Below are 20,811 nucleotides of genomic sequence, written 5' to 3'. Positions count from 1 at the left end.
CTGCCGCTCCATAGTACCTCTCCTTAATGGCCAAGAAGAGGCGGATGTCTCCACCTCTTTGACTGTTTATTGATTATTTTTTTAAAAGTAGTATTTCCTGCAAATGAAGAAGCATGCTGCGCAAGCCAGAGGTAGGCGCAGCGTATTTCATTACTTCGTTACAGTGCCGGCAACGTCGCGTTTAACCTGCATTTTGCTGATCGGCGTGTAGCCAAGCTCAACTACGTCATTGTCTTGAACTTCCGGGCTCAGCATGTAATCCAGGAATGCTTTGGCAGCTTCATTAGGCTCGCCTTTGGTGTACATGTGCTCATATGCCCATACTGGATAGTCGCCTGTTACTACATTTTCTTCTTTTGGCTCTACGCCTTCGTATTTCAGGGTTTTGATGGTATCGTCGATGTATGAGAAAGCCAGGTATCCGATAGCGCCTGAAGTATCTGTAACCAGTTTCTTAACTGTACCGGAAGCATCCTCTTGAATGGAGCCCGGAAGGTCTTCCGATTTCATGCCCAGTGCGTATTTCTCGAAAGTAGCGCGTGTACCGGAGCTGGATGGACGGTTAACGATTGTGATGGCTTCATCTTGGCCGCCAACATCTTTCCAGTTTTTCACTTTACCTGTGAAAATATCAACCAATTGTTGTTTGGTCAGATTGTCGACAGTTACGCTTTTGTTGACAACAGTCGCCATAGCAACAACCGCTACTTGGTGATCAACAAGCTCTTTGGCTTTGTCTGCGTCAGCATCGACAAATTTCTCTTCTGCGAAAATATCCGAGTTGCCGATATCCGCTTGTCCGGCTTGAACTTGCGTAAGACCAGTACCGCTGCCTCCGCCTTGTACTTGAACGGTAATGCCGCTGTATTTTTCATCATCCATAAATTTTTTCGATACTTGGTCGACAAGCGGTTGAAGCGCGGATGAACCAGTTGCCAGAATCGATCCGGTAATTGGCGTTTCTGCTGCTGCATTGCCACCTGCGTTTGTTGCTGTGTTTCCGGTGGTATTTCCACCTGCCTCTGTATTGGTTCCAGCATTTGCAGCATTGCCGGTGTTGGTTTCGTTGTTTTTAGCCCCACAAGCTGCCAGACTGATTGATAACAAGACCACCGTTACAAGTAACCCTAACTTTTTCATCTCTTTGGTTTTCTCCTTCCGTTTCGCACGGTTATTTGATTTACAAACTCATTATAGGTCGCTGGTGTTAATCTGATATTTTCTAAGTGTTAACGCTATGCTAAAAATGAATAGAATTATTGTATAATGTTGAGGTATATTATATATTTAATCTATAAATTTAAAATGAAGGGGCTTCATCGTCATGAGTATATTAAGGATGAAGATTATTGTGCTGCTGGACAGGCTTAAAAAAGTCACTGCGGTTGCCGATGAGCTGGATCTCAAACAGCCGACAGTAAGCTTTCATATGAAGAAGATGGAGGAAGAATGGGGAATTCCGCTGTTCGAGATGAAGACCGGCAAGGTGCTGCTGACAGAAGCCGGCAAGACGCTTCATCACTACGCGCAGCAAATTGATCATATCTACGGGGAGGCTCAGGCGCGGCTGCAAACACTCCGCCAGACGGGCAAAAACCAGTTTATTATCGGCTGCACGGATCTTGCCGCTTCCCTCGTGCTCCAATCAGGCGGTTTCCGGCTCTCTCAGGTGCCCGGCGACCTGCTGCTGTCCATCAGAACCGGAGGAGAGAGTGAGCTTCATGACCTGCTGGAAGACGGAAGCGTGGACCTGGTATTAAGCGGTCAATGGGTCGAGAACGCAAGCTTGTCGTGCGAGCCCGTAGCCGAAGACGAGCTGGCCCTGATGATCCCGCGCGATCATCCATTAACGCGCTATTCCGGGCCGGGCTCATACCGGCTGAGCGGTCATCCATTCACCCTGATGGAGGAACCTTCATTAATGAAGATTGTAAGGCTGTGGGAAAAAGACGAACAGGTTACACTGCAAATCGAACAGCTGACCGATCGCGTCGATTTCGCTCTGGAAGCGGTCCGCTCCGGAGGCTGCCTGTGCATCCTGCCTTCAAGGGTCAACCGGCAGGCGCAGAGCGGCGTTCCATTCATAAGACTTCCGGGCAAGCTGCCTTCCTGGAAGCTGTATGCCGCGTGGCGCACTGATTTTCCCCGTCCGCAGCTAATGCCATATTTGATCGATAAACTGCGCATGAGCATGTCTCTACCCGAAGCGGATGTGTAGAGCTTGCTTCTTCATATTAAAAAAAGACTATCCTGTCAGGTCAAATGACCTTTGGATAGCCTTTATATCTTCTGGGTGTCCACGTTAAAGCCGTCGAAGGATGCGGAATTAAGAGTTCAGGTCCGGACGCGATCCGGTAACCAGATAAACCACGCATTCTCCTATGTTCGTCGCATGATCCGCAAAACGCTCGATGTAGCGTCCGACAAAGCTGAGCAGGTTCGCTTGCGAGATGGTTTTCGGATTTTCCATCATGATGGTGAACAGCTCGCGAATAATTTGGGAATATAAAGCATCCACCAGATCGTCGTCTTTGGCCATTTTATAAGCCAAATCTGTATTTTCCTGTATAAAAGCCTGAATCGATTCCCGCGTCATCATCTGCACGATTTCCGCCATGCGGGGCAAATCGATCAGAGGCTTAATCAGAACCTGACCTTCCAGACGCACAACCGCTTTCGCGACATCGACGGACAGATCGCCCATCCGCTCCAGGTCGCTGGCGATTTTGAAGGCAACGAGAATTCGTCTCAGATCCTTGGCCACGGGCTGCTGCGTAGCGATCAGCTTGGCGCCGAGCTCGGATATTTTATCCTCGATCTTATTCAATTCCTTATCCTCGGCAATCAGACGCTTGGCTTCCGTAACGTCCACATTCTCCAGCGCCTGCATGGAATCGCCGATTGCCTTTTCCACACGTTTACCCATTTCAACGATATGCGATTTTAGTTCATCAAGTCCTAAATCAAATTCTTTTCTTTGGGTCATCATAATGGCATGCTCTCCTTTATCTTAGCCGAACCGTCCGCTTATATAATCTTCCGTTCTTTGATCGCGAGGATTGGAGAACAGCTTCTCCGTATCCGAGAATTCCACTACCTCGCCATTCAAAAAGAAAACGGTCTGATTCGAAACACGAGCCGCCTGATGCATGTTGTGCGTGACCATTACAATGGTGTATCTGTCTTTAAGCTCCTGGGCCAGCTCTTCAATTTTCAGGGTAGAGATGGGGTCAAGGGCAGATGTCGCCTCATCCATGAGCAGAATGTCGGGATTAACCGCAAGCGCTCTTGCAATGCACAGCCGCTGCTGCTGTCCGCCGGACAGACTCAGCGCCGAACGCTTCAGATAGTCCTTCACTTCTTCCCAAAGGACTGCCGAACGAAGGCTTGTCTCGACGATTTCGTCCAGCTTCTGTTTATTGCGGATGCCGTGCAGGCGCGGTCCGTAAGCCACATTGTCATAAATCGACTTGGGAAACGGATTGGGCTGCTGGAACACCATACCGACTTTTTTGCGAAGCGTCTCGACATCAACTTCATTGGAATAGATGTCAGCGCCGCCAACCGAGATGCGGCCTTCAATGCGTGTTCCCGCAATCATGTCGTTCATCCGGTTTAACGTGCGCAGAAGCGTAGACTTCCCGCAGCCGGAAGGCCCGATGAAAGCAGTGATGGCCTTCTCCGGGATGTCCATCGATACATCTTTGAGCGCATGGAAGGTTCCGTAATACAAATTCAATTTTTGAATATCGATTAATGCTTGCATGGCGGACTCCTCCGTGTCGTGGACACACGTCCACATCAATAGTAGTATTGTATAGGCAATTTGTTAAAGTTGTTTGATGGTTTTGTTAACGCCATATTAAATTTATTGTCCCAGCTGCATTTCGTTCTTGAGCTGCTGCATTTCCCGGATGACGCTTTCGGACTGGTTGTAAGCCTGATTGGACAACGTTCCTATGTCCTTGGCGCTCCTGCTGTTGTTCGCCGCTGCTTGAAACAGCTGGTCAAATACTTCAAAAGCTGCCTCCACATTGGACTGGCTCGACAAGGCATTTGCCCGCCCCGCTCCAACCAGCTCCACCGATTGCTTCACAGATTCCAGAATCGACCGGATCAGCGAATTGATTTGATCCGCGGATTGCTTGGTCTGCGTCGCCAGCTGGCGGACTTCATTGGCAACCACAGCAAACCCTCTTCCATGCTCGCCCGCACGCGCCGCTTCGATCGTGGCGTTCACGGCAAGCAAATTGCATTGGTCGGCAAGATCCCGGATAAGCTTGGACACCGAACTGATCGAGCTTGCACGCTCCTGAAGCTCGCCAATCTGGCCTTCCTGCCTGGTCGTGTTGTCATTCAGGCTGCGGAAGGCAGCCGTTACTTTGTCCAGCTCTTTCTTGCCCTTCAAGGTCAGGTCCACCATGGTCTCGGACATTTTCTCCCCCTGCTCCGAGGCACTCAGCACACGAACAACCGATTGGTCAATCTCCTTGATCATGGATTCTGCTCCATGAATGGTACGAATTTGCGATTCGATGCTCAGCCGCTGCATCAAACGGGATAGATGGAGCAGATCGGCAACGGACAAAATGCCTGTCAGTTGCTCCTGATCCGTAACAATAACACAGTCGTATAAGGTTTTCTCGTCCCGTCCAAGCGCAAGGTCCAGCAGCTTCTGGGGCGAGGTATGTATGTCTATGATGAGTGGATGGGCATCCATGAGCTTCACAATGGAGCGGTTGTAATATAATTCTCTGCCGAATCGGTGGGTCTGTATGACGGTTAAATTCCGTTTCATCACTAGTCCCCTTGGCTTGCGGGCATCGTCGCATACAATCACGCAGTCGCAATCCGGCTGCGAACCAAACTGCTGAATGACCTCCTGACAGGTATGAGAGGCATATACAACCGGAGCTGTTCTAATGAATTCCAGCCATTCCTGATTCTGCTGGCCGGTCACAACTGACGGTTCTTCCAAAGCTTCCATGTATGTCGTTGACATCACGTGCTCCTCCTCATGAATCATTCTATAGCTATACTATAGGAAGAAAGGATTATCGTTGATGCATTGAAATGTAAAGTCTATGTCAAATAACGACGGTTTTATCCCGATTTTTGTCGAATAAAGCAAGAAATTGAAGTTATTGTATGACTTTAGACCTATTAACTGGTGACAAGCACAGATGGCCTTCTTCAGAACCAAGCTGGTATTTTCCAAATACATACGGAAATAAGCCGCCCTGCAGGACAGCTTTTCCGTTTTGCAGTATGCATTTCATACGATAAGCTTGCCTTCAAGATACGTTTTGTTTCTAAAAAACAACCTGGGAGCTATCGCATTTTGCGGGAATTTATCCATAGCGGAACACGGAAGAACAAATTGATCAGCAGCACGACAAATACAAGCACCGCAGCCGCCTTCTCCGCAATTTCCGTCGCATCCGGTACAATTGCCTCCGACTGGACATACCACAAATGCACGGCAAGTGTTTCACCGGGAGAAAATAAACTGAAATCCCACATTTCGCCTGAAGTCGAGACACCTGCTGTCAGAATGATTACCGCGCTTTCTCCAAATGCTCTGCCAGCCACCAGACAAATCCCGGTGATAATGCCGTTCAGCGCAACAGGCACTAGAACACGGCGGATTGTCTGCAGATGCGTGCCGCCAAGGGCGAAGGATGCCGTCTTCATTTCCTGCGGAACCGCTCTGATCGCTTCCTCGGTAACACGGGTCAGAACAGGCAAATTCAGAAAAGCCAGGCTGACCGCTCCGCCGATTATCGTCAGACCGATTTGAAAAGCTTCTACGAAAACCGCGATCCCGAACAAACCGAATATAATAGAAGGAACAGATGCCAGACCTTCTACGCAAATACGGACAAAGGCGATAAATTTATTATCCGGGGCGAATTCCGAAAGATAAATACCGGCTGCCATCCCCAGCGGAATGGAGATAATCAGCGAAATGATCAGAACATAGAAGGAATTGAACAAGGTCGGACCGATTCCCCCGCCTTCGTCGATCTCACTGGGAAGGCCAACGAGAAAGCCCCAATCCAGTTTGGGCATGCCCTTCTGTAGAATGAGGAACAACAGGCCCAGAATAAACAGGACGGTGACGATCCCTACGCACCATACGACCAGCGTAAAAATGCGGTTGTTGATGTGATTCATGCTTTTACGCGAAGCGAATGGATTGCCTGCTGGCTTGATTTCCGGTTTCATTATGACTTCGCTCCTTTACGCTGAATGACACGAACGAGAATGATCATAATCAGCGAAATGATAAGAAGCAGAAAACCCATCATATATAGCGCATAGTTCCAGGTAGAATCGAACGGCACATTAGAGATCTGCATGACGATATTGCTGGTGAGGACGGCTGTCGGCTTGAACAAGGCGTTAGCCAGTTGAGACGTGTTTCCGATAACCATCACGACAGCCATCGTCTCGCCGATCGCCCGCGCCATTCCCAGAATGACCGCGTACATAATCCCGCTTTTTGCTGCAGGCAGCACAACCTTGAAGATTGTTTGGAAACGGGTTGCTCCCAGCGCGTAGGAAGCATCGCGGAATTTCTTGGGTACGGACACGATGGAATCATCGGTAATCCGGCTGATGGTCGGGAGCACCATAATCGTCAGCACGATGGCAGCGGCGAGCAATCCGTCTCCCAGGCTGGTGCCTGTCACGCTGCGAAGTATAGGGATAAGTATCGTTAAACCCAGAAAGCCGTATACGACAGAGGGAATGCCGACGAGCAGATCCATAATGGGGCGCAGACCGGTTTTCAGCCAGGTTGGCGTCAATTCCGCAAGGAAGATCGCAATAATAACCGAGATCGGAACGGAGATCAGCATTGTCAGAAAGGTTAATGCAAGCGTCCCGAAGATGAAAATGAACGCTCCGTACTGCTCATTCTCCGGCACCCATTCCGAGGAGAAGAAGAAGGTAAGCGGCGACACGGTTTGAAAAGTCAGAATGCCGGTTCGTCCCATGAAGAACAGGATTGTAAAGAGGATCAGGCAAACGAAGATTGCGCATGCGATGCAAATGAGTTTGAAGGTTTTGTTGTAAAACGATAGCCTGGTCTTGCGGTCGAATGCGCCGGCAGAACTGGATTTGAGACTTTTTCCCAAATCGGCGCCGGTGAAAGCCTGGCTGGAAGAAGGCGCTTCAAGCATATCAGGGTCATCCTTTCGTCATTTTTCATGAAGAGAAGCCAGCCTCGCCGCAAGTAGCGCCGGATGCTGGCTTCTTTTCGCCGTTCTATCCCGATTGTACGTTTATTTTACGTTTTTCATTGCTGCGAGCGGAATGAATTTAAGCTTTTTCAGAGAACCGTTTTGGAACGTTTTGCTTTGTACATAATCGATGAATGCTTTAGTAGCGCCTGTCGGTTGGCCTTTAGTCATGTAGTAGCCGTAGCCCCACACTTTGTAAGAACCATTAATGACGTTTGCTTCTGTTGGTGCAGTACCGTTGATTTTAACAGCCGTCATTTTGCTTGTTACATAAACAAGGTCGATGTAGCCGATTGCGCCCGGTGTTGTTTCGATGGCCGTTTTCATATCGCCGCTTGATTTTACTTCTTTGTAGTTGTCGCCTTTAGTCATGAAATCAGTACCGTTCAGCGCTTTAATCTGGAAGTTAACGCGAGTTCCCGATCCGAATGCACGGTTGACGACGACGATTTTGGAATCAGCACCGCCAACGTCTTTCCAGTTCGTTACTTTACCCGAGAAGATATCCTGCAGTTGTTTTGTTGTCAGATCAGGTACTTTCACGCCGCTGTTCGTAACAGCCGCGAAAGGAATAACGGCAACCTTGTTCGGTACTTGGCCATCGAATTTCTTGAAGCCCGGTACGTCTGTGGAAGCATCCCAGTCAACAGCGCCGATATCAGCAATGCCTTTGCGGACCGATTGCGGGCCTGTTACGGAACCGGCAGCGGAAGCCGCGATTTTTACCTTTGGATTCAATTTCTTGAATTCATTCGCTGCTTGAAGCGTAAGGGGAAGAAGGGCTGATGAACCGTTAATAACAATTTTGCCGCTAAGTTTGCTGGCTGCGCTTGCTACGGATACCGAACCAAAGGCTACTGTCAGGGCAATCGCGGTAAACGCGATATTTTTGAACAATTTCGTTTTCATATTAAATGCAATCTCCTCTCGGGCACAGGGCCCGTATTCATTATTGGGTTACTTTCTTCCATTGACCGTTTTGATTTACCGACACTTGACCATCCGCAACTACAGCTACCGGAGTACCGGATGCAGCCAGCAGATCCGTTACGCTGCTTGGAATCGTGTAAAGCTCTGTTTTCGCACCCGTTGCAGTATCGATTTCATAAACAAGCTCACTGTCGTTGTTATCTACAACGGCATAGATTTTGCTGCCCGCCATGACGGCTTGGAGAACATCCTTGTCATCAACCAGCTTGGCCGCTGTTTTATCCTTGGCGATGGAAACCAATGAAGACGGTTTGCCTTCTTCAATGCTTACATAGAAAGCCTTGCTGCCGTCTGCTGCAGTACCGACAAAGATTTTATCATCTGCCGCTGTCGTCAGGCCCACTGGCTTGCTGTCTTTAACCGAAGAATCGTAGGTGAAGATTTGCGGCTCCGTACCCGTCATATCAATGGCTACGTCATCCTCTTCGACCGGCTTGTTGGCATCAGCTGTAACAGCGCCGGGCTTCGTAACGGTGTAATAGAATTGTTTGCCATCCGCGGATACATTCAGGTTGGCTTTGTAATCCACCTTGTCGTCCAGGAGATTCGTAATCGCGCCGTCTGCAAGATTCAATTTGGAGATGATACTGCCCTTGTCCCCTTGCAGGAAATAGATAGCCGAGCTGTCGGCTGCCCAGACCAGTTCAGGCTTGATCGATTGGTCGGAAGAAACCACGCTTGCTTGTTTGGTGCTTAGATCAACCGTGTAAACTTCTCCGGTTTCAAGCGTATAAGCCGCTTTTTGTCCGTTTGGAGCTACAACCAGATCAGAAGCGTCCGTCGATTTCAACAATTCCGTGTAGGCGCCAGTTGCCGCGTCCACGATATAATCTGTTCTGCCGTCGTCAGTGATTTGCGAAGCCAGGAGACGGTTGGAGTCGATCCAAACCGTACGGCTGATATCACTCACCAAGTGAATGGTGTTGATCGATACTTGTCCAGCGCTGTCAACTGTCGTTTCCGCGCCAAATGCGCTTGCGAAATCCTCAAGCGTGATGTAGTAGGAGTTGTTGATGTTCTCGATTGCGTTCTGCAGCTGGATTACGGATCCGTCCACTGAAACATCTTTTGAAGAACCGCTCAGCGTAGCCATATGCTCACTGTAAATGGCGGTGATTCCTCTTCCGTTCTCTTCAAAATAAATGCCTGCTGCCGTACCAAGATCACGCAGGGATAATAACGTCTGGCCATTCAGCGTAACCGAACGTACGTTTACTGAATTATCATTGATGGAAATCAGGGATTGCTGAGTAGCCACGATTTGTTGAGCTTGGGCTGCCGAAACGACACCGACTGCGGAGGTGGAAACAGCTGCTGCAATTGCAGTAATAACAAGCGTTTTTTTCATTGACATTTGGGCTCGTATCACCTTTCTGGATCACGTTTTTTTTGTATGTTGTCTAATTTTTAAAATTGCCGACCACCCCAGCCTCCATCGCTCGCCGGGTTTCTCATCCTCCCAGAACACTATTCTTATGTACAAACTGATTATAAAGTCCCATTGTAAAGTGATTATCAAGCTAACATGAAGATATTGTTAAAATGTGGCATGTTTTCTGAATATTTCATCTAATTGTGATGCAGCTGCTTATGGCGTTTCGTGTCGCAAACGCTGTTTGGCCGCATACGCCTAGTAAGCTTTTATACGGCGTGTCCGATATTCTTATTACGTCGGCTGTTCACTCGCCCTGGGCCTCTGGCCCCTCAACCAAAGGAGGTGAGCCTGGAAGAACCTTGCTGCCTATTTGTTTAGGTTGCAATGAAGCTCTGCCAGTCTAGTGAGGAAGTTCTGCCGCTCAAGTGAGGAATATCCAGCTTCCAGCACCCTAAACCTCGATTTTTCCCGCTCTTAGCCGGAAGAACCTTGCTGCGCCACCATAGATAGACGTGAAACTTTATCAACCTCTTTAAGACAAGGAGAGGGGCTGTCTCCGTCCTTGCAGCTAAGCTAATTTATTCCTTCAAAATTAGTTGCAATAGTATGATGGAATGATATACTTTGTTATATTTTCAAACAAAACAGCCTCCTGTCAAAACAGGAAGCTGCATGATTAATCGCCATCTCATGAAACAATATTTAGTCGAAAAATTTCGTGCTCGTCCGGATGTCCTGTTATAACCGGTTGGATATTGTCTCGACAATTTCGGTGACATGTTTACGTCCCGCACGTATCAGAAAAAATCCATTAAATAGGTTTGGCGCGGTTGAATAATGGCTGCAAGCTGCCTCGCCGCTTCCTGTGAACCGGTGAGCCTCCCGTGCCGATGCAGCTCAGCGGGGCTGCGGTAGCCCATCATCAAGGCTGACCATGTGCTAATATCGCATGCCAGGTCGGCAGCGGCGCCCTCATCGGAGGAGAGCCGCTCCATCGCCCCGCTGCCTTCCGCGGATACCGACAGGCTCCATAGCCCTTCGTTCCAGGGGGCGTGCTGATCCTTCAACTGCAGCGTCAACGTTGTATTGCCGCCCGACGCTCCAAATGCGTACTGCTTCACAAAGGCAGCCGTATCGACAATGCGCGCCATAAAATACGGAACGATTTCCTGTCCGATCCTCGGATTGGACAGCAGGAAGGGCAGCGCATCATCCATCGGCGCGTTCAGAACCGCCTTTTCCACCATGGAATCGTGACTGGCGAGATAGGTCCAAAGTGCCTGACGGGCCTGTTCATTCTCATAAACCATTTCATGAATGGTCAGCACGCGCTCTCCGATCTCGTAAAGCAGATAGCCTGCCGCTTCACCATCCGCACGGTAATAGACCGCAGTATACCCTTTCTTGCGGCTGAGTACAGAGTCCTTCCACCACTGTTCGCTGCGCTGCAAGGTTCCGTTATAACGGGACGCATAAGCCTCGTACAAACGGGATAGCAGCGGGATATCCGCGTCCTCCAGACTCACTCTTCCCTCCACCTGAACACGCTGTGGAAAAAGCGCAGTCTCAATGGTGTATTTTTTATAATCGGTATACGTCTCCCAGCCATATTTCCTGTAGAAGCCAAATGAGAAAGGAGCCAGACAGGAGATACTCCTCCCCTTCTCTCTCATCTGAAGAAGCGCATGCCGGATAAGTAAAGCGACATTCCCGCGCCGCCTGTGCTCCGGCCACGAGGAAACGCCAGCGATGCCGCCCATCTCGAACACCCTGCCCTGTATGTACAATTGCAAGGGTATCACTGTCAGCTGCGCCTCCAGCTTGTCATGGTCAAAAATCCCCCAAACCTGCTCAGGCTTGAACCGGCTGCGCCGTTCCTCCCGCTGCTCGGCAGTGACGGAATATTGAAAGGCATACTGTGATAAATCCACGCTGGCATCAAAATCGTCAAACGTCAAATTTCTGAGTTCCATTGGATTGTCTTCCACCTCGATTTTTTTAAAAATCAATTTACCCCTCATTATATAGGGGGCTTTAACCTTCTTCCACTTCGATAGCCGTTCCTCCTGCCTCACCAAAAGAAAAATTACACTTTCACGCCGCGGATAGCAGGATCTGATATGACGATGGCCGGGCTGCTTGATCTTCAAAGCGGATATTCTCTGACGGGAAAAGGAGCCCAGCTTCTCGTCCTGCAAATGTAACATATAAAAATTCCTGCAGCCAGCCGCATATAGGCGGTAAACTGCAGGAATCTCCATTCGAATCAGTACCCGTATTTCATTAAAGCTCAACCAGGGCTTTGATTACTCTGCTTTCAGGCTTCAGCCAGGTCTGGAAATGCTCCAGCATCTGGTCGAAAGGCGCCCGGTGCGTGATATACCGTTCCACATCAACTGCACCGCTCCGAACCGCAGCCAGCACGGTATCAAAATCCTCAGGCGTCGCATTGCGGCTTCCCATCAACGTCATTTCACGTTTATGGAACTCGGGATCGTTAAACGCTATATCCGCCCGTACCAAACCGACAAAGATAAGCTTGCCGCCATGCGCCACATATCCGAAGGCATCGGTCATCGAACGGACATTGCCCGTAGCATCGAACACCACCGTTGGAAATTCGCCGCCCGTGATTTCAGCCAGCTTCTCGAGCGGCTGCTCCAGCGCATTGATCGTATACTCGGCCCCGGCCCAGCTGCGGCAGAAATCGAGCCGGTCGTTATGCACATCCATCGCGATCACTCTTGCTCCCCGGTCCCGGGCAAAAGCCATCACGCCAAGTCCGATCGGACCGGCGCCGATCACAAGGGTGAATTCACCGCTCTTCAGCTCGGACCGCCTCACGGCATGGGCGCCAATAGCAAGCGGTTCCACAACCGCCGATTGATCGAGCGTAAGTCCTTCCGTGCGGATCAGATGCGTCGTCGGTACTGAAATCAGCTCACGCATTCCCCCGTCGCGATGAACGCCAAGCACCTGCATGCTCATGCAGCAATTCATTTTTCCGCCCCGGCAGGCAATACAGCTTCCGCAAGCCAGATAAGGAATGATGGCAACCTGATCGCCTGCCTTCAGTCCATTGGCATTATCGCCCACCTGCTCCACAACGCCGGACAATTCATGTCCCAGAATACGCGGGTATTCGAAAAAGGGCTGATTGCCCCTGTAAGCATGCATATCTGTGCCGCAAATGCCGATTCTCCGGATCCGGACCAGCGCCTCACCCGGTACAAACGCTGGAGCTTCCGTTTCCGTCATGTACAGGCTGTCCGGCCGCTCGCAAATAATGGTTTTCATTGTAGTATGCACCTCTCTCTTATTGCCATCCATCAACTAGGGCAACGCCGCTATCTGACCATCAGACTTTAATGGAACGGTTATATTCCGGCCTGCCGCTTGGCCAGGTCTTGCCTTGAATCGGGGAGAGAATCTCCAGCACCGCCTGCAAAACCGCAGGATCGGGCTTCTCCTCCGCCCAGCGGACATTGTTCGTGATGTTGACAGGATTAGCCGAGCTGATCAGCGTCGTCGGAATACGCTCCTCGCTGACAGAGAATTGAACGGCAAGCTTGGCAATATCGACGCCCTGCTCCTGACAATAAAGCGCTGCCTGCCGGCAGACATCCTTCATTTCCCGGCTGGCCAGATGCCAATCCGGTACCCCTCTGCTGCTGAGCAGTCCCATTGAGAGCGGTGACGCATTGACCACACCGACCGAGTGCTGCTCCAGATAGGGGAGCTGGCCAAGCAGCGTCGTATCATTCAGCGAATAGTGGCAGTACGAGAGAATGACATCCACCACCGCCCGGTCGATCGTCATCGGGAAGATATCCAGCGGCAGACCGGAAATCCCCGCATAACGGATTTTTCCCTGCTCCTTCAACCGGTTAAGCTCGGGAATGCCTTCCTCCACAATAATATCAAGCGACTCGAACTCCATATCATGCAGGAACAGCATATCCACATAATCCGTGTTCAGCCGCTGCAGGCTCTCTTCCAGGCTTTCACGGATCCGCTTCGCTGAGAAATCGAAGGTATCGACGCCATAGCGTCCCGCTTTGGTGGAGAGCAGAAAACGGTCGCGCGGCAGCTGCCTGATCGCTTTTCCAAGGACGGTTTCCGCCTTGGTCAGCCCATAATAAGGGGAAACGTCAATATAGTTGATGCCGGCATCGACGGCCGCATGCACCGTACGAATACCTTCCTCTTCATTAATATCGCGAAATACGGAGCCCAGCGAGGAGGCACCAAAGCTGAGAATCGAGACATCAAGACCTGTTGAGCCAAGTTTCCGGTACTGCATCCTGTTCAAGCCCCCCATGAATTCCTATAGAATAACGCCGTCCTTGAAAATCGCGATTTCCCGGTAGCCGTTGCGTTCGTTCCGCGTTTGCTGGTCGCCGGATGCCACCTGCAGCAAGTAATCAAGCAGCTCGCCCGATAAGCCCTCCATATTCTTGCCTTCCAGGAGCTGCCCCGCATTAAAATCAATCCAGTTGCGCTTATGCGCGGCGAGCTCGGAATTGGTGGAGATTTTGACCGTTGGCACAGGACCGCCGAACGGCGTTCCCCGTCCTGTCGTGAACAGGACGATATGCGCACCTCCGGCCGACAGAGCCGTAACGGACACCAGATCATTACCCGGCGCCTCCAGCAGATTCAGACCATGCGATGTGATCCGTTTGCCATAAGGCACTACGTCCATAACCGTTGCGTGTCCGCCCTTCTGCGTACAGCCCAGCGATTTCTCCTCCAGCGTCGAGATCCCGCCAGCCTTGTTGCCCGGCGACGGATTCTCATAAATATCCTGGCCGTGATTGATAAAATATTGCTTGAAATCGTTGACCAGATCTACGATTTTATGAAATACGCCTTCATCGCTGGCACGGTTCATAAGGATCGTCTCCGCGCCGAACATCTCCGGCACCTCCGTAAGAATGGCCGTTCCGCCCTGGGCGATCACGCGGTCGGAGAGCGCGCCTACAAGCGGATTGGCCGTAATGCCGGAGAGGCCGTCGGAGCCGCCGCATTTGAGCCCGATTTTCAGCTTGGATACCGGAACCGTCTGCCGCTCGAATTTGGATGCATACTCGACAAGCTCGCCGATCAGCTCCATTCCCGTCTCCAGCTCATCCGATACATCCTGGGAACGCATAAATTTGACCCGGTTCGGATCGTATTCGCCGAGCACTTCTTTGAACAGATCAATCTGATTGTTCTCACAGCCCAGACCAACTACGAGAACGCCGCCGGCGTTGCCGTGATTAGCCAGGGAAGCAAGCAGCTGCTGGGTATATTTGAGATCGTCACCCAGCTGCGAGCAGCCGTAAGGATGGGCGAAATGAAACACGCCATCGATGCGCTCACCGTGCTCGGCCGAGGCCATTTTTGCAAGAACCTCGCAAGTCTTGTTGATGCAGCCGACCGTATTCAAAATCCAGATTTCATTGCGGATTCCGACCTCGCCGTTATCCCGCACATATCCCTGGAATGTCAGCTCCCCGGGACCGGGCGGCTCATTCTCACTCGCTGCTGCCGTTGCTGCCGGTGAATAAACATACTCCAGCTTCCCCCGCAGACCCGTCTCCAAATTATGCGTATGAACCCAATGCCCCGCCTCGATGGCTTCCTTCGCTTTGCCGATGGAATAACCGAATTTGAGCACATCGTCCCCCTGGGAAACGGGTTTTACGAGCAGCTTATGCCCTTTGGGTACAGGATCCAGAACGGTGACAGCCGCTCCTCCGCTTTCACCCGCCTGCACCGTTTCCCCCGGCTGCAGATCGCGCAGCGCAATCATGACATGATCGCTTGGGCTCAGTTTGATATAGTCACTCATGCGGATTCCTCCTTCATTTCATTCAATTGACCGACAATCGCATCCGTCAGTCCCGGTATTTCATTTAACGGTATATTCCACAGCAGGGCGGATCCCAGCAGTTCCTCCACCAGCTGCTTGCGGTCGAGCGATCCCGTCTCATAACGGCCCCACGCATCAGCCAGAAGTTCCAGAGCCGCGCGGTCATCGCGGACCGTATATGATGAACCGTCAAAGCGTCTGCCCACGAACTGCTCCTCCACCAGCTGCACCTTATACAATCGAAGCAGATGAGCCAGCGCCTTCACAATGCGCTTAGGCAGCTTCCCGTCATGAGCGGAAATATAGCCCTCAAGCGAAGGCAGCAGCCTTGCCCGGAACTTGCTGATGCTGTTCATGGCAATATCAAGCAGCCTGTGGCGGTTATATGGATTCTCGAACCGCTCGAACACATCTGCCGCGTAGGCCATCGTCACCGAAGGCTCCATCTCGGAAGCCAGTGAAGGAATAATCTCCAGCTTAACGGCATCCCGTACAAACGCACCCAGCTCCGCATCCTCAAGCGCAGGCCTGACCTCTGAAATACCGTGCAGCAGAGAGATCGGCGTCATCAGCGTATGCGCTCCGTTCAGAATGCGCACCTTGCGCAGCTGGTAGGGCTTCAAGTCATCGGTCCAGATCACGCCAAGACCGGATGCCTGCAGGGGAAGCTTGCTCTCCAGCTCCGCCTCGCCTTCAATCGCCCACAAATAATAGGGCTCTGCAGAGCTGAGCAGCTTATCCTCATACCCAAGCCGCTCACGCCACTGCTCGGCTTCTTCGCCTGGATACCCGGTGACAATCCGATCGACCAGGGAATTGAGGAACCTGTTATGCTCGCTAACCCAGGTGACGAACGGCTCCGGGAGCTCCCAGTCGGCGCTGTGCTGCAGGACGCAGCGTTTCAGTTCGTCCCCGTTGCCTTCAATAAGCTCGCAGGGCAGCAGCAAGAGGCCTTTATCGGGGTCTCCGTTAAAAGCAACGAAACGGCGGTAGAGCAAAGCGGTAACCTTCGCCGGATAAGATACGGCAGGCTTATCCAGCGAGCTTTCCGTAAATTGATAGGTTAATCCCGCTTCAGTTGTATTGGACACCAGCACCTCAAGCTCCGGCTGCTCAGCCAATGCGAGGAAAGCCTCCCACTGGGTATAGGGGTCGATAAATTCACCGAAAACGGCGATTCTCTCAACCCGTTCAACCGGAGCGCCTTGTTCGATCCCCCGGACAACAAGCGTGTAGAGCCCATCCTGCTCCGCAAGCTGATCAAGCTTCGGCTTCCCCGATGGACGCGGCTGCGAGACTGCGATGGCTCCGTCATAGTTGCCCTGCTTGCGCATTTCATGCACCATCCAATCGATGAAGCCGCGCAGAAAATTACCTTCACCAATCTGAACAATGCGCACTGGGCTTTGCTTCATGGCATCGAATCCTGCTCTCTCCCCGGCGCCAAGCGCGCTTCTGTCCAGCGCCTTGACCTCACTGCCCTGTCTGGTTCCTGTCATAAACGAAAGCCTCCTTCACTAAGTTCAGAAATGCAACGCATTGCTTTGAGCTTTTATTCTAGTTGGTCCGATGAAAAACCGGCTGTACAATGCGGAAGCGGAATTCACCTGTCATTTTATGATTTAGAGCCTATAAAATGCTGCGGCATTGCCCCCATACAGCGCTTCAAGCTCAGCTTCTGTCAGCGAATCCGGCAGCACCTTGCCCAGCAGCTGATGAACCTGCGTATAACTGCCGGCAAGCAGGCACACAGGCCAGTCGCTGCCGTACATAATCCGGTCTGTACCGAAAATATCGACGATATGGGCGACGTAAGCCGTGAAATCCTCCGGCTTCCAGGCCTCATGATCCGCTTCCGTCACAAGTCCGGAGAGCTTGCAATAGATCTTGGGATAGCTTGCGATCTCGCGCATTTGGGTGGCCCATGGCTCGAAGATGCCTGCTTTGATTTGTGGCTTGGCCAGATGATCGACCACGACGCGGAGCTCAGGCACATTCCTAAGCAGCTCAAGGACAACCGGAAGCTGGTGCCACATCGCAACCAGATCGACCGGCAGGTCCATCTTCGCAATATCGCGCAGCGCTTCAATCACATTCGGACGAAGAATTTCGATTGGCTCCGGCATGTCCTGAATCATCAGCCTGAAGCCGAGAAACTTGGGATGACAGCGGAAAGACCCCAGAACAGCTGCCCAGTCCGGATCGTTCAGGTCCAGCCAGCCGACAACACCGGCGATTGATTCATGCTGCTCGCTCAGCTCCAGCATATAATACGTCTCTTCATGATGGGTCGCCGCCTGAACCAGAATAGTCCGGTCCATTCCGGCAGCTTCCAGCTCCGGCTCGAGGTCTGACGGCGAGTAATTCCGATAGAGAATCGGTGAGCTTTTTTCCGTCAGCCAGCCGTAATCGATCCGCTCCAGATTCCAGTAATGCTGATGGGCATCAATTCTGGTCATCTGTGATAACACCTTTCTTGAGGATCAAATTAGCGTACAGTGCGCTTTCGCCTGTGGCGATAACCGCATAAGCCTGCTTGGCCCGCTCATAGAAAGCGAAGCGCTCTACTTCCTCGAAAGGATTGTCTACATTCACATGAGGCGCGATTATTTCGTGATACCGCTTCCAAATTGGCGTCTCCACGGTATCGCCAGGCACGACCTGCATGAGCGCTGCCGGACGCTCGACATAAGCATCAAGCGGGAACAGCTTCATAATCGCTTCCAGCAGCTCGGGAATGGAATGTCCATCGCAGCGGACCAGGCGCCGGGCATGGCTTGCAGCGGGAAAATTTCCGTCCGCCAGTATAATTTCATCGGAGTGTCCCATCTCCATTAATATTTTCAATAATTCCGGTGAAATCAGCTTTGAAATCCCTTTTAGCATCACGATTCTCCTGCCTTTTCTATCAACTTTTTTGTTTGCTCATCTTATCATAACATCAATAATTTGAATTAAAATTGCCTAAACAGATACAAACATATCTTTTTTTGATATACTGGCGTTAATTCGACACTGAAGGAGAGGTTTTCCTTGAAACCGATTGTCAAACCTTTTCCCGATGACCATCCATTCCCGCTAAGCATCGTCTATAAGGATACGAAGCCGCCTCAGAACGAGCTTCCCGATCATATCCACGAATGGCATGAGATCGTTTATGTTTACAGCGGCAAAGGCACGATTTTCATCAATCATACCTTTTACGAAATGTCCCAGGGGGACTTGTTTCTGATTCCGGGGAACACCATTCACCGGGCTTTCCCTGACAAAGCGGAGCCTGTCACCTCGACTGCGCTCTTCTTCAACTCTTCCATTCTTCCGACGGAAACCTATGGGGAGACCTTCTCGTTCCATCAGCTGTTCCGGCCTTCGGGCGGTATCAGCTACAAGCTGGCGCTGCCCCCGTCCGCAGCCGCGAATTTCAGCGCCATGATCGACGAATTGAAGCTGGAATCCGAACGGCGGGAGCACGGTTACCGGCATCTCATCGCTGCCAGGCTGCAGCTGGCGCTGCTCGGAATCAGCCGCCTGATGCCTGCCCTACATCAGCCATCCTCCAATGAACAGCTTGCGGCCAGACCGGAATGGTTCGCCGATGCGCTTGCGCATATCGACCGCGATGTGGCCGGCTCCTCCAATCTGACCGAGCTTGCCGCGCTGTACTCGGTATCGCCGGAGCATTTCAGCCGCTTGTTCAAGCAGCTGATCGGCATGACCTTCAAAACCTATATCAATACCAAGAAAATGGTTCATGCCAAAGAACTGCTGGTCGCAACCGACCTTAAAGTCGCCGCCATCGCCCTCGAGTGCGGCTTCGACAGCCTGCCCCATTTTCACCGGATGTTCAAACGATTGACAGGCTCTGCTCCTGCCGAATACCGTCAGGCCGCTTCAAGATGATAGCTTCACTGAGATCAAACAAGGGAAAGCAGCCGCCCCTCACGGGCAGCTGCTTTCCCTTGTTTGTTGTATCCGTATGCGCTTGCCTTTTGCTTCGTTTAGTAAAGCTTAAACCGTCTCTTCGACAAAACGGTTGGTCAGCGCTCCGAGCTTTTCGACTTCAATCGTCACCACATCGCCAGGCTTCAGATACACCTGTTTTTCCTCCGGATATCCCATTACGACGCCTGCAGGAGTTCCTGTCAGAATAATGTCCCCGGGCACCAGAGTCATATGCTGCGATACATAGCTGACAATTTCATCGCAGTGGAAAATCATATCCGAGGTGTTGGATGACTGCCGCACTTCCCCGTTCACCGTGGTTTTGATATTCAGGTTGTTGGGATCGCCGATTTCATCCGCGGTTACCAGATAAGGACCAAGCGGGCTGAAATCGTCGCAGCTCTTGCCGAGCAGCCATTGCTGGGTGCGCAGCTGCAGGTCGCGTGCAGACAGGTCATTGACATTGCAGTACCCGAATACATGGCTGAGCGCATCTTCCTTCGAGACATATTTCGCTTTCTTCCCGATCACGATGACCAGCTCGGCTTCATAATCCAGCTTTTGCGTGACTTTCGGAACGGCGATGTCCCGCCCATGACCGGTCAGCGTGTTGTTGAATTTATTGAACAGGATTGGAAATTCAGGAATTTTGGCGTTGGTTTCTTCCGCATGCTTGCGGTAGTTCAAGCCGATGCAAATGATTTTGTTCGGCTCGGTCACGCAAGGACCCCACTCGATATCATCCTCCTTGAGCAGATAGGAAGCATCGGCTGCCGGCAGCTCGCTTATGTATTTTTGCAGCGCTGCGACCGCCTGATCTCCTCCTTCGATAACCTGCATAACGTTCGTCGGTGTGTCTGCGGCTGCGGGAACTTGCTTAAAGGCCTGCTCCACATCGATAATACCGGCATCCGTCTTAACACCAAGCGTGCTGCGTCCATTGTTTGCAATCGTCACTAGCTTCATTGTCTCTCAACCTCTTTCATTATAGTATAAGTTCCTTTGAATACGATTTCATGATCATACAGGTTCAAAAGGTCAACGATTCAGCACCGAGAAGGTTGGGTGAGTCTGAAGAAGGAGGAGCGCAGTGTAGGCTGAACCTACATGAGCACCGCACTTCGAAGGCGAACGCAAGATTCGATGTCGACTATGCTCCCCGAGTCTGCTTCGTGATCAATCGGGGGCTTTTTGAACTTCCCCTTAGAATCAAGGTTCAAAAAGTCAACGATTCAGCATCGAGAAGATTGGGTGAGCCTGAAGAAGGAGGAGCGCAGTGTAGGCCAAACCTACATGAGCACCGCACTTCGAAGGCGAACGCAAGATTCGATGTCGACTATGCTCCCCGAGTCTGCTTCGTGATCAATCGGGGGCTTTTTTTGAACTTCCTCTTAAGC

General features: G+C 51.3%; 18 protein-coding genes. 2 read left to right on the top strand and 16 right to left on the bottom strand.

Annotation, left to right across the window (positions count from 1 at the left end):
• Positions 1-150 precede the first annotated feature (150 nt).
• On the bottom strand, positions 151-1,140 hold the full coding sequence (locus AC0YOA_RS31720) for a phosphate ABC transporter substrate-binding protein (RefSeq protein WP_475790007.1): 990 nt from the start codon (positions 1,138-1,140) through the stop codon (positions 151-153).
• A gap of 184 nt (positions 1,141-1,324) precedes the next feature.
• Here AC0YOA_RS31720 and AC0YOA_RS31715 point away from each other — a divergent pair, with 184 nt between their 5' ends.
• On the top strand, positions 1,325-2,218 hold the full coding sequence (locus tag AC0YOA_RS31715; RefSeq protein ID WP_475790006.1) for a LysR family transcriptional regulator: 894 nt from the start codon (positions 1,325-1,327) through the stop codon (positions 2,216-2,218).
• Between the two features lie 108 nt (positions 2,219-2,326).
• Here the strand turns inward: AC0YOA_RS31715 and phoU are convergent, their stop codons facing one another.
• The 14 genes from phoU to fucU all read right to left on the bottom strand — a co-directional run bounded on the left by phoU (position 2,327) and on the right by fucU (position 18,358).
• Complete coding sequence (gene phoU, locus AC0YOA_RS31710) at positions 2,327-2,986, bottom strand: phosphate signaling complex protein PhoU (protein WP_475769375.1); 660 nt, start codon at positions 2,984-2,986, stop codon at positions 2,327-2,329.
• Positions 2,987-3,010: 24 nt separating this feature from the next.
• Positions 3,011-3,766, bottom strand: coding sequence for a phosphate ABC transporter ATP-binding protein PstB (gene pstB / locus AC0YOA_RS31705; protein WP_379112820.1), 756 nt, complete (start codon positions 3,764-3,766; stop codon positions 3,011-3,013).
• Positions 3,767-3,868: 102 nt separating this feature from the next.
• Entirely contained in the window at positions 3,869-5,002 is a 1,134-nt protein-coding gene (locus tag AC0YOA_RS31700; RefSeq protein WP_475790005.1) for a methyl-accepting chemotaxis protein, read from the bottom strand.
• A gap of 329 nt (positions 5,003-5,331) precedes the next feature.
• Complete coding sequence (gene pstA, locus AC0YOA_RS31695; RefSeq protein WP_210037411.1) at positions 5,332-6,228, bottom strand: phosphate ABC transporter permease PstA; 897 nt, start codon at positions 6,226-6,228, stop codon at positions 5,332-5,334.
• Positions 6,228-7,187: a phosphate ABC transporter permease subunit PstC gene (gene pstC, locus AC0YOA_RS31690; protein ID WP_475790004.1), complete on the bottom strand. Its 960-nt coding sequence runs from the start codon at positions 7,185-7,187 to the stop codon at positions 6,228-6,230. The genes pstA and pstC overlap by 1 nt, the downstream gene beginning before the upstream one ends.
• Positions 7,188-7,289: 102 nt before the next feature.
• On the bottom strand, positions 7,290-8,156 hold the full coding sequence (locus AC0YOA_RS31685) for a phosphate ABC transporter substrate-binding protein (protein ID WP_210037409.1): 867 nt from the start codon (positions 8,154-8,156) through the stop codon (positions 7,290-7,292).
• 40 nt (positions 8,157-8,196) lie between these two features.
• On the bottom strand, positions 8,197-9,591 hold the full coding sequence (locus AC0YOA_RS31680; protein WP_475790003.1) for a stalk domain-containing protein: 1,395 nt from the start codon (positions 9,589-9,591) through the stop codon (positions 8,197-8,199).
• 818 nt (positions 9,592-10,409) lie between these two features.
• Positions 10,410-11,585, bottom strand: a complete 1,176-nt coding sequence (locus AC0YOA_RS31675) for a GNAT family N-acetyltransferase (protein ID WP_475790002.1) — start codon at positions 11,583-11,585, stop codon at positions 10,410-10,412.
• Positions 11,586-11,895: 310 nt separating this feature from the next.
• Positions 11,896-12,909 (bottom strand): zinc-binding alcohol dehydrogenase family protein, encoded by a 1,014-nt coding sequence (locus tag AC0YOA_RS31670; protein ID WP_475790001.1) that lies wholly within the window; start codon positions 12,907-12,909, stop codon positions 11,896-11,898.
• 61 nt (positions 12,910-12,970) lie between these two features.
• Entirely contained in the window at positions 12,971-13,915 is a 945-nt protein-coding gene (locus AC0YOA_RS31665) for an aldo/keto reductase (RefSeq protein ID WP_475790000.1), read from the bottom strand.
• A gap of 24 nt (positions 13,916-13,939) precedes the next feature.
• Positions 13,940-15,451, bottom strand: coding sequence for a UxaA family hydrolase (locus AC0YOA_RS31660; RefSeq protein ID WP_475789999.1), 1,512 nt, complete (start codon positions 15,449-15,451; stop codon positions 13,940-13,942).
• Positions 15,448-16,971 carry a tagaturonate reductase gene (locus AC0YOA_RS31655; protein ID WP_475789998.1) on the bottom strand — a complete coding sequence of 508 codons (1,524 nt, stop codon included), beginning with the start codon at positions 16,969-16,971 and terminating at the stop codon, positions 15,448-15,450. The genes AC0YOA_RS31660 and AC0YOA_RS31655 overlap by 4 nt, the downstream gene beginning before the upstream one ends.
• Before the next feature lie 123 nt (positions 16,972-17,094).
• Positions 17,095-17,931, bottom strand: a complete 837-nt coding sequence (locus AC0YOA_RS31650) for an amidohydrolase family protein (protein ID WP_475789997.1) — start codon at positions 17,929-17,931, stop codon at positions 17,095-17,097.
• Positions 17,918-18,358, bottom strand: coding sequence for an L-fucose mutarotase (fucU, locus tag AC0YOA_RS31645; protein ID WP_475769374.1), 441 nt, complete (start codon positions 18,356-18,358; stop codon positions 17,918-17,920). The genes AC0YOA_RS31650 and fucU overlap by 14 nt, the downstream gene beginning before the upstream one ends.
• A 147-nt stretch (positions 18,359-18,505) precedes the next feature.
• On the opposite strand from fucU, the gene AC0YOA_RS31640 reads away from it, so the two are divergent.
• Positions 18,506-19,372: an AraC family transcriptional regulator gene (locus tag AC0YOA_RS31640; RefSeq protein WP_210037399.1), complete on the top strand. Its 867-nt coding sequence runs from the start codon at positions 18,506-18,508 to the stop codon at positions 19,370-19,372.
• Positions 19,373-19,480: 108 nt separating this feature from the next.
• Here AC0YOA_RS31640 and AC0YOA_RS31635 read toward each other — a convergent pair whose 3' ends face one another.
• Entirely contained in the window at positions 19,481-20,380 is a 900-nt protein-coding gene (locus tag AC0YOA_RS31635) for a fumarylacetoacetate hydrolase family protein (RefSeq protein ID WP_475789996.1), read from the bottom strand.
• Positions 20,381-20,811: the final 431 nt, after the last annotated feature.

The organism is Paenibacillus sp. JT22N12 (assembly GCF_056269365.1).
Note: the sequence above shows the minus strand (reverse complement) of the source record. Positions and strands in the feature narration are given on the sequence as shown.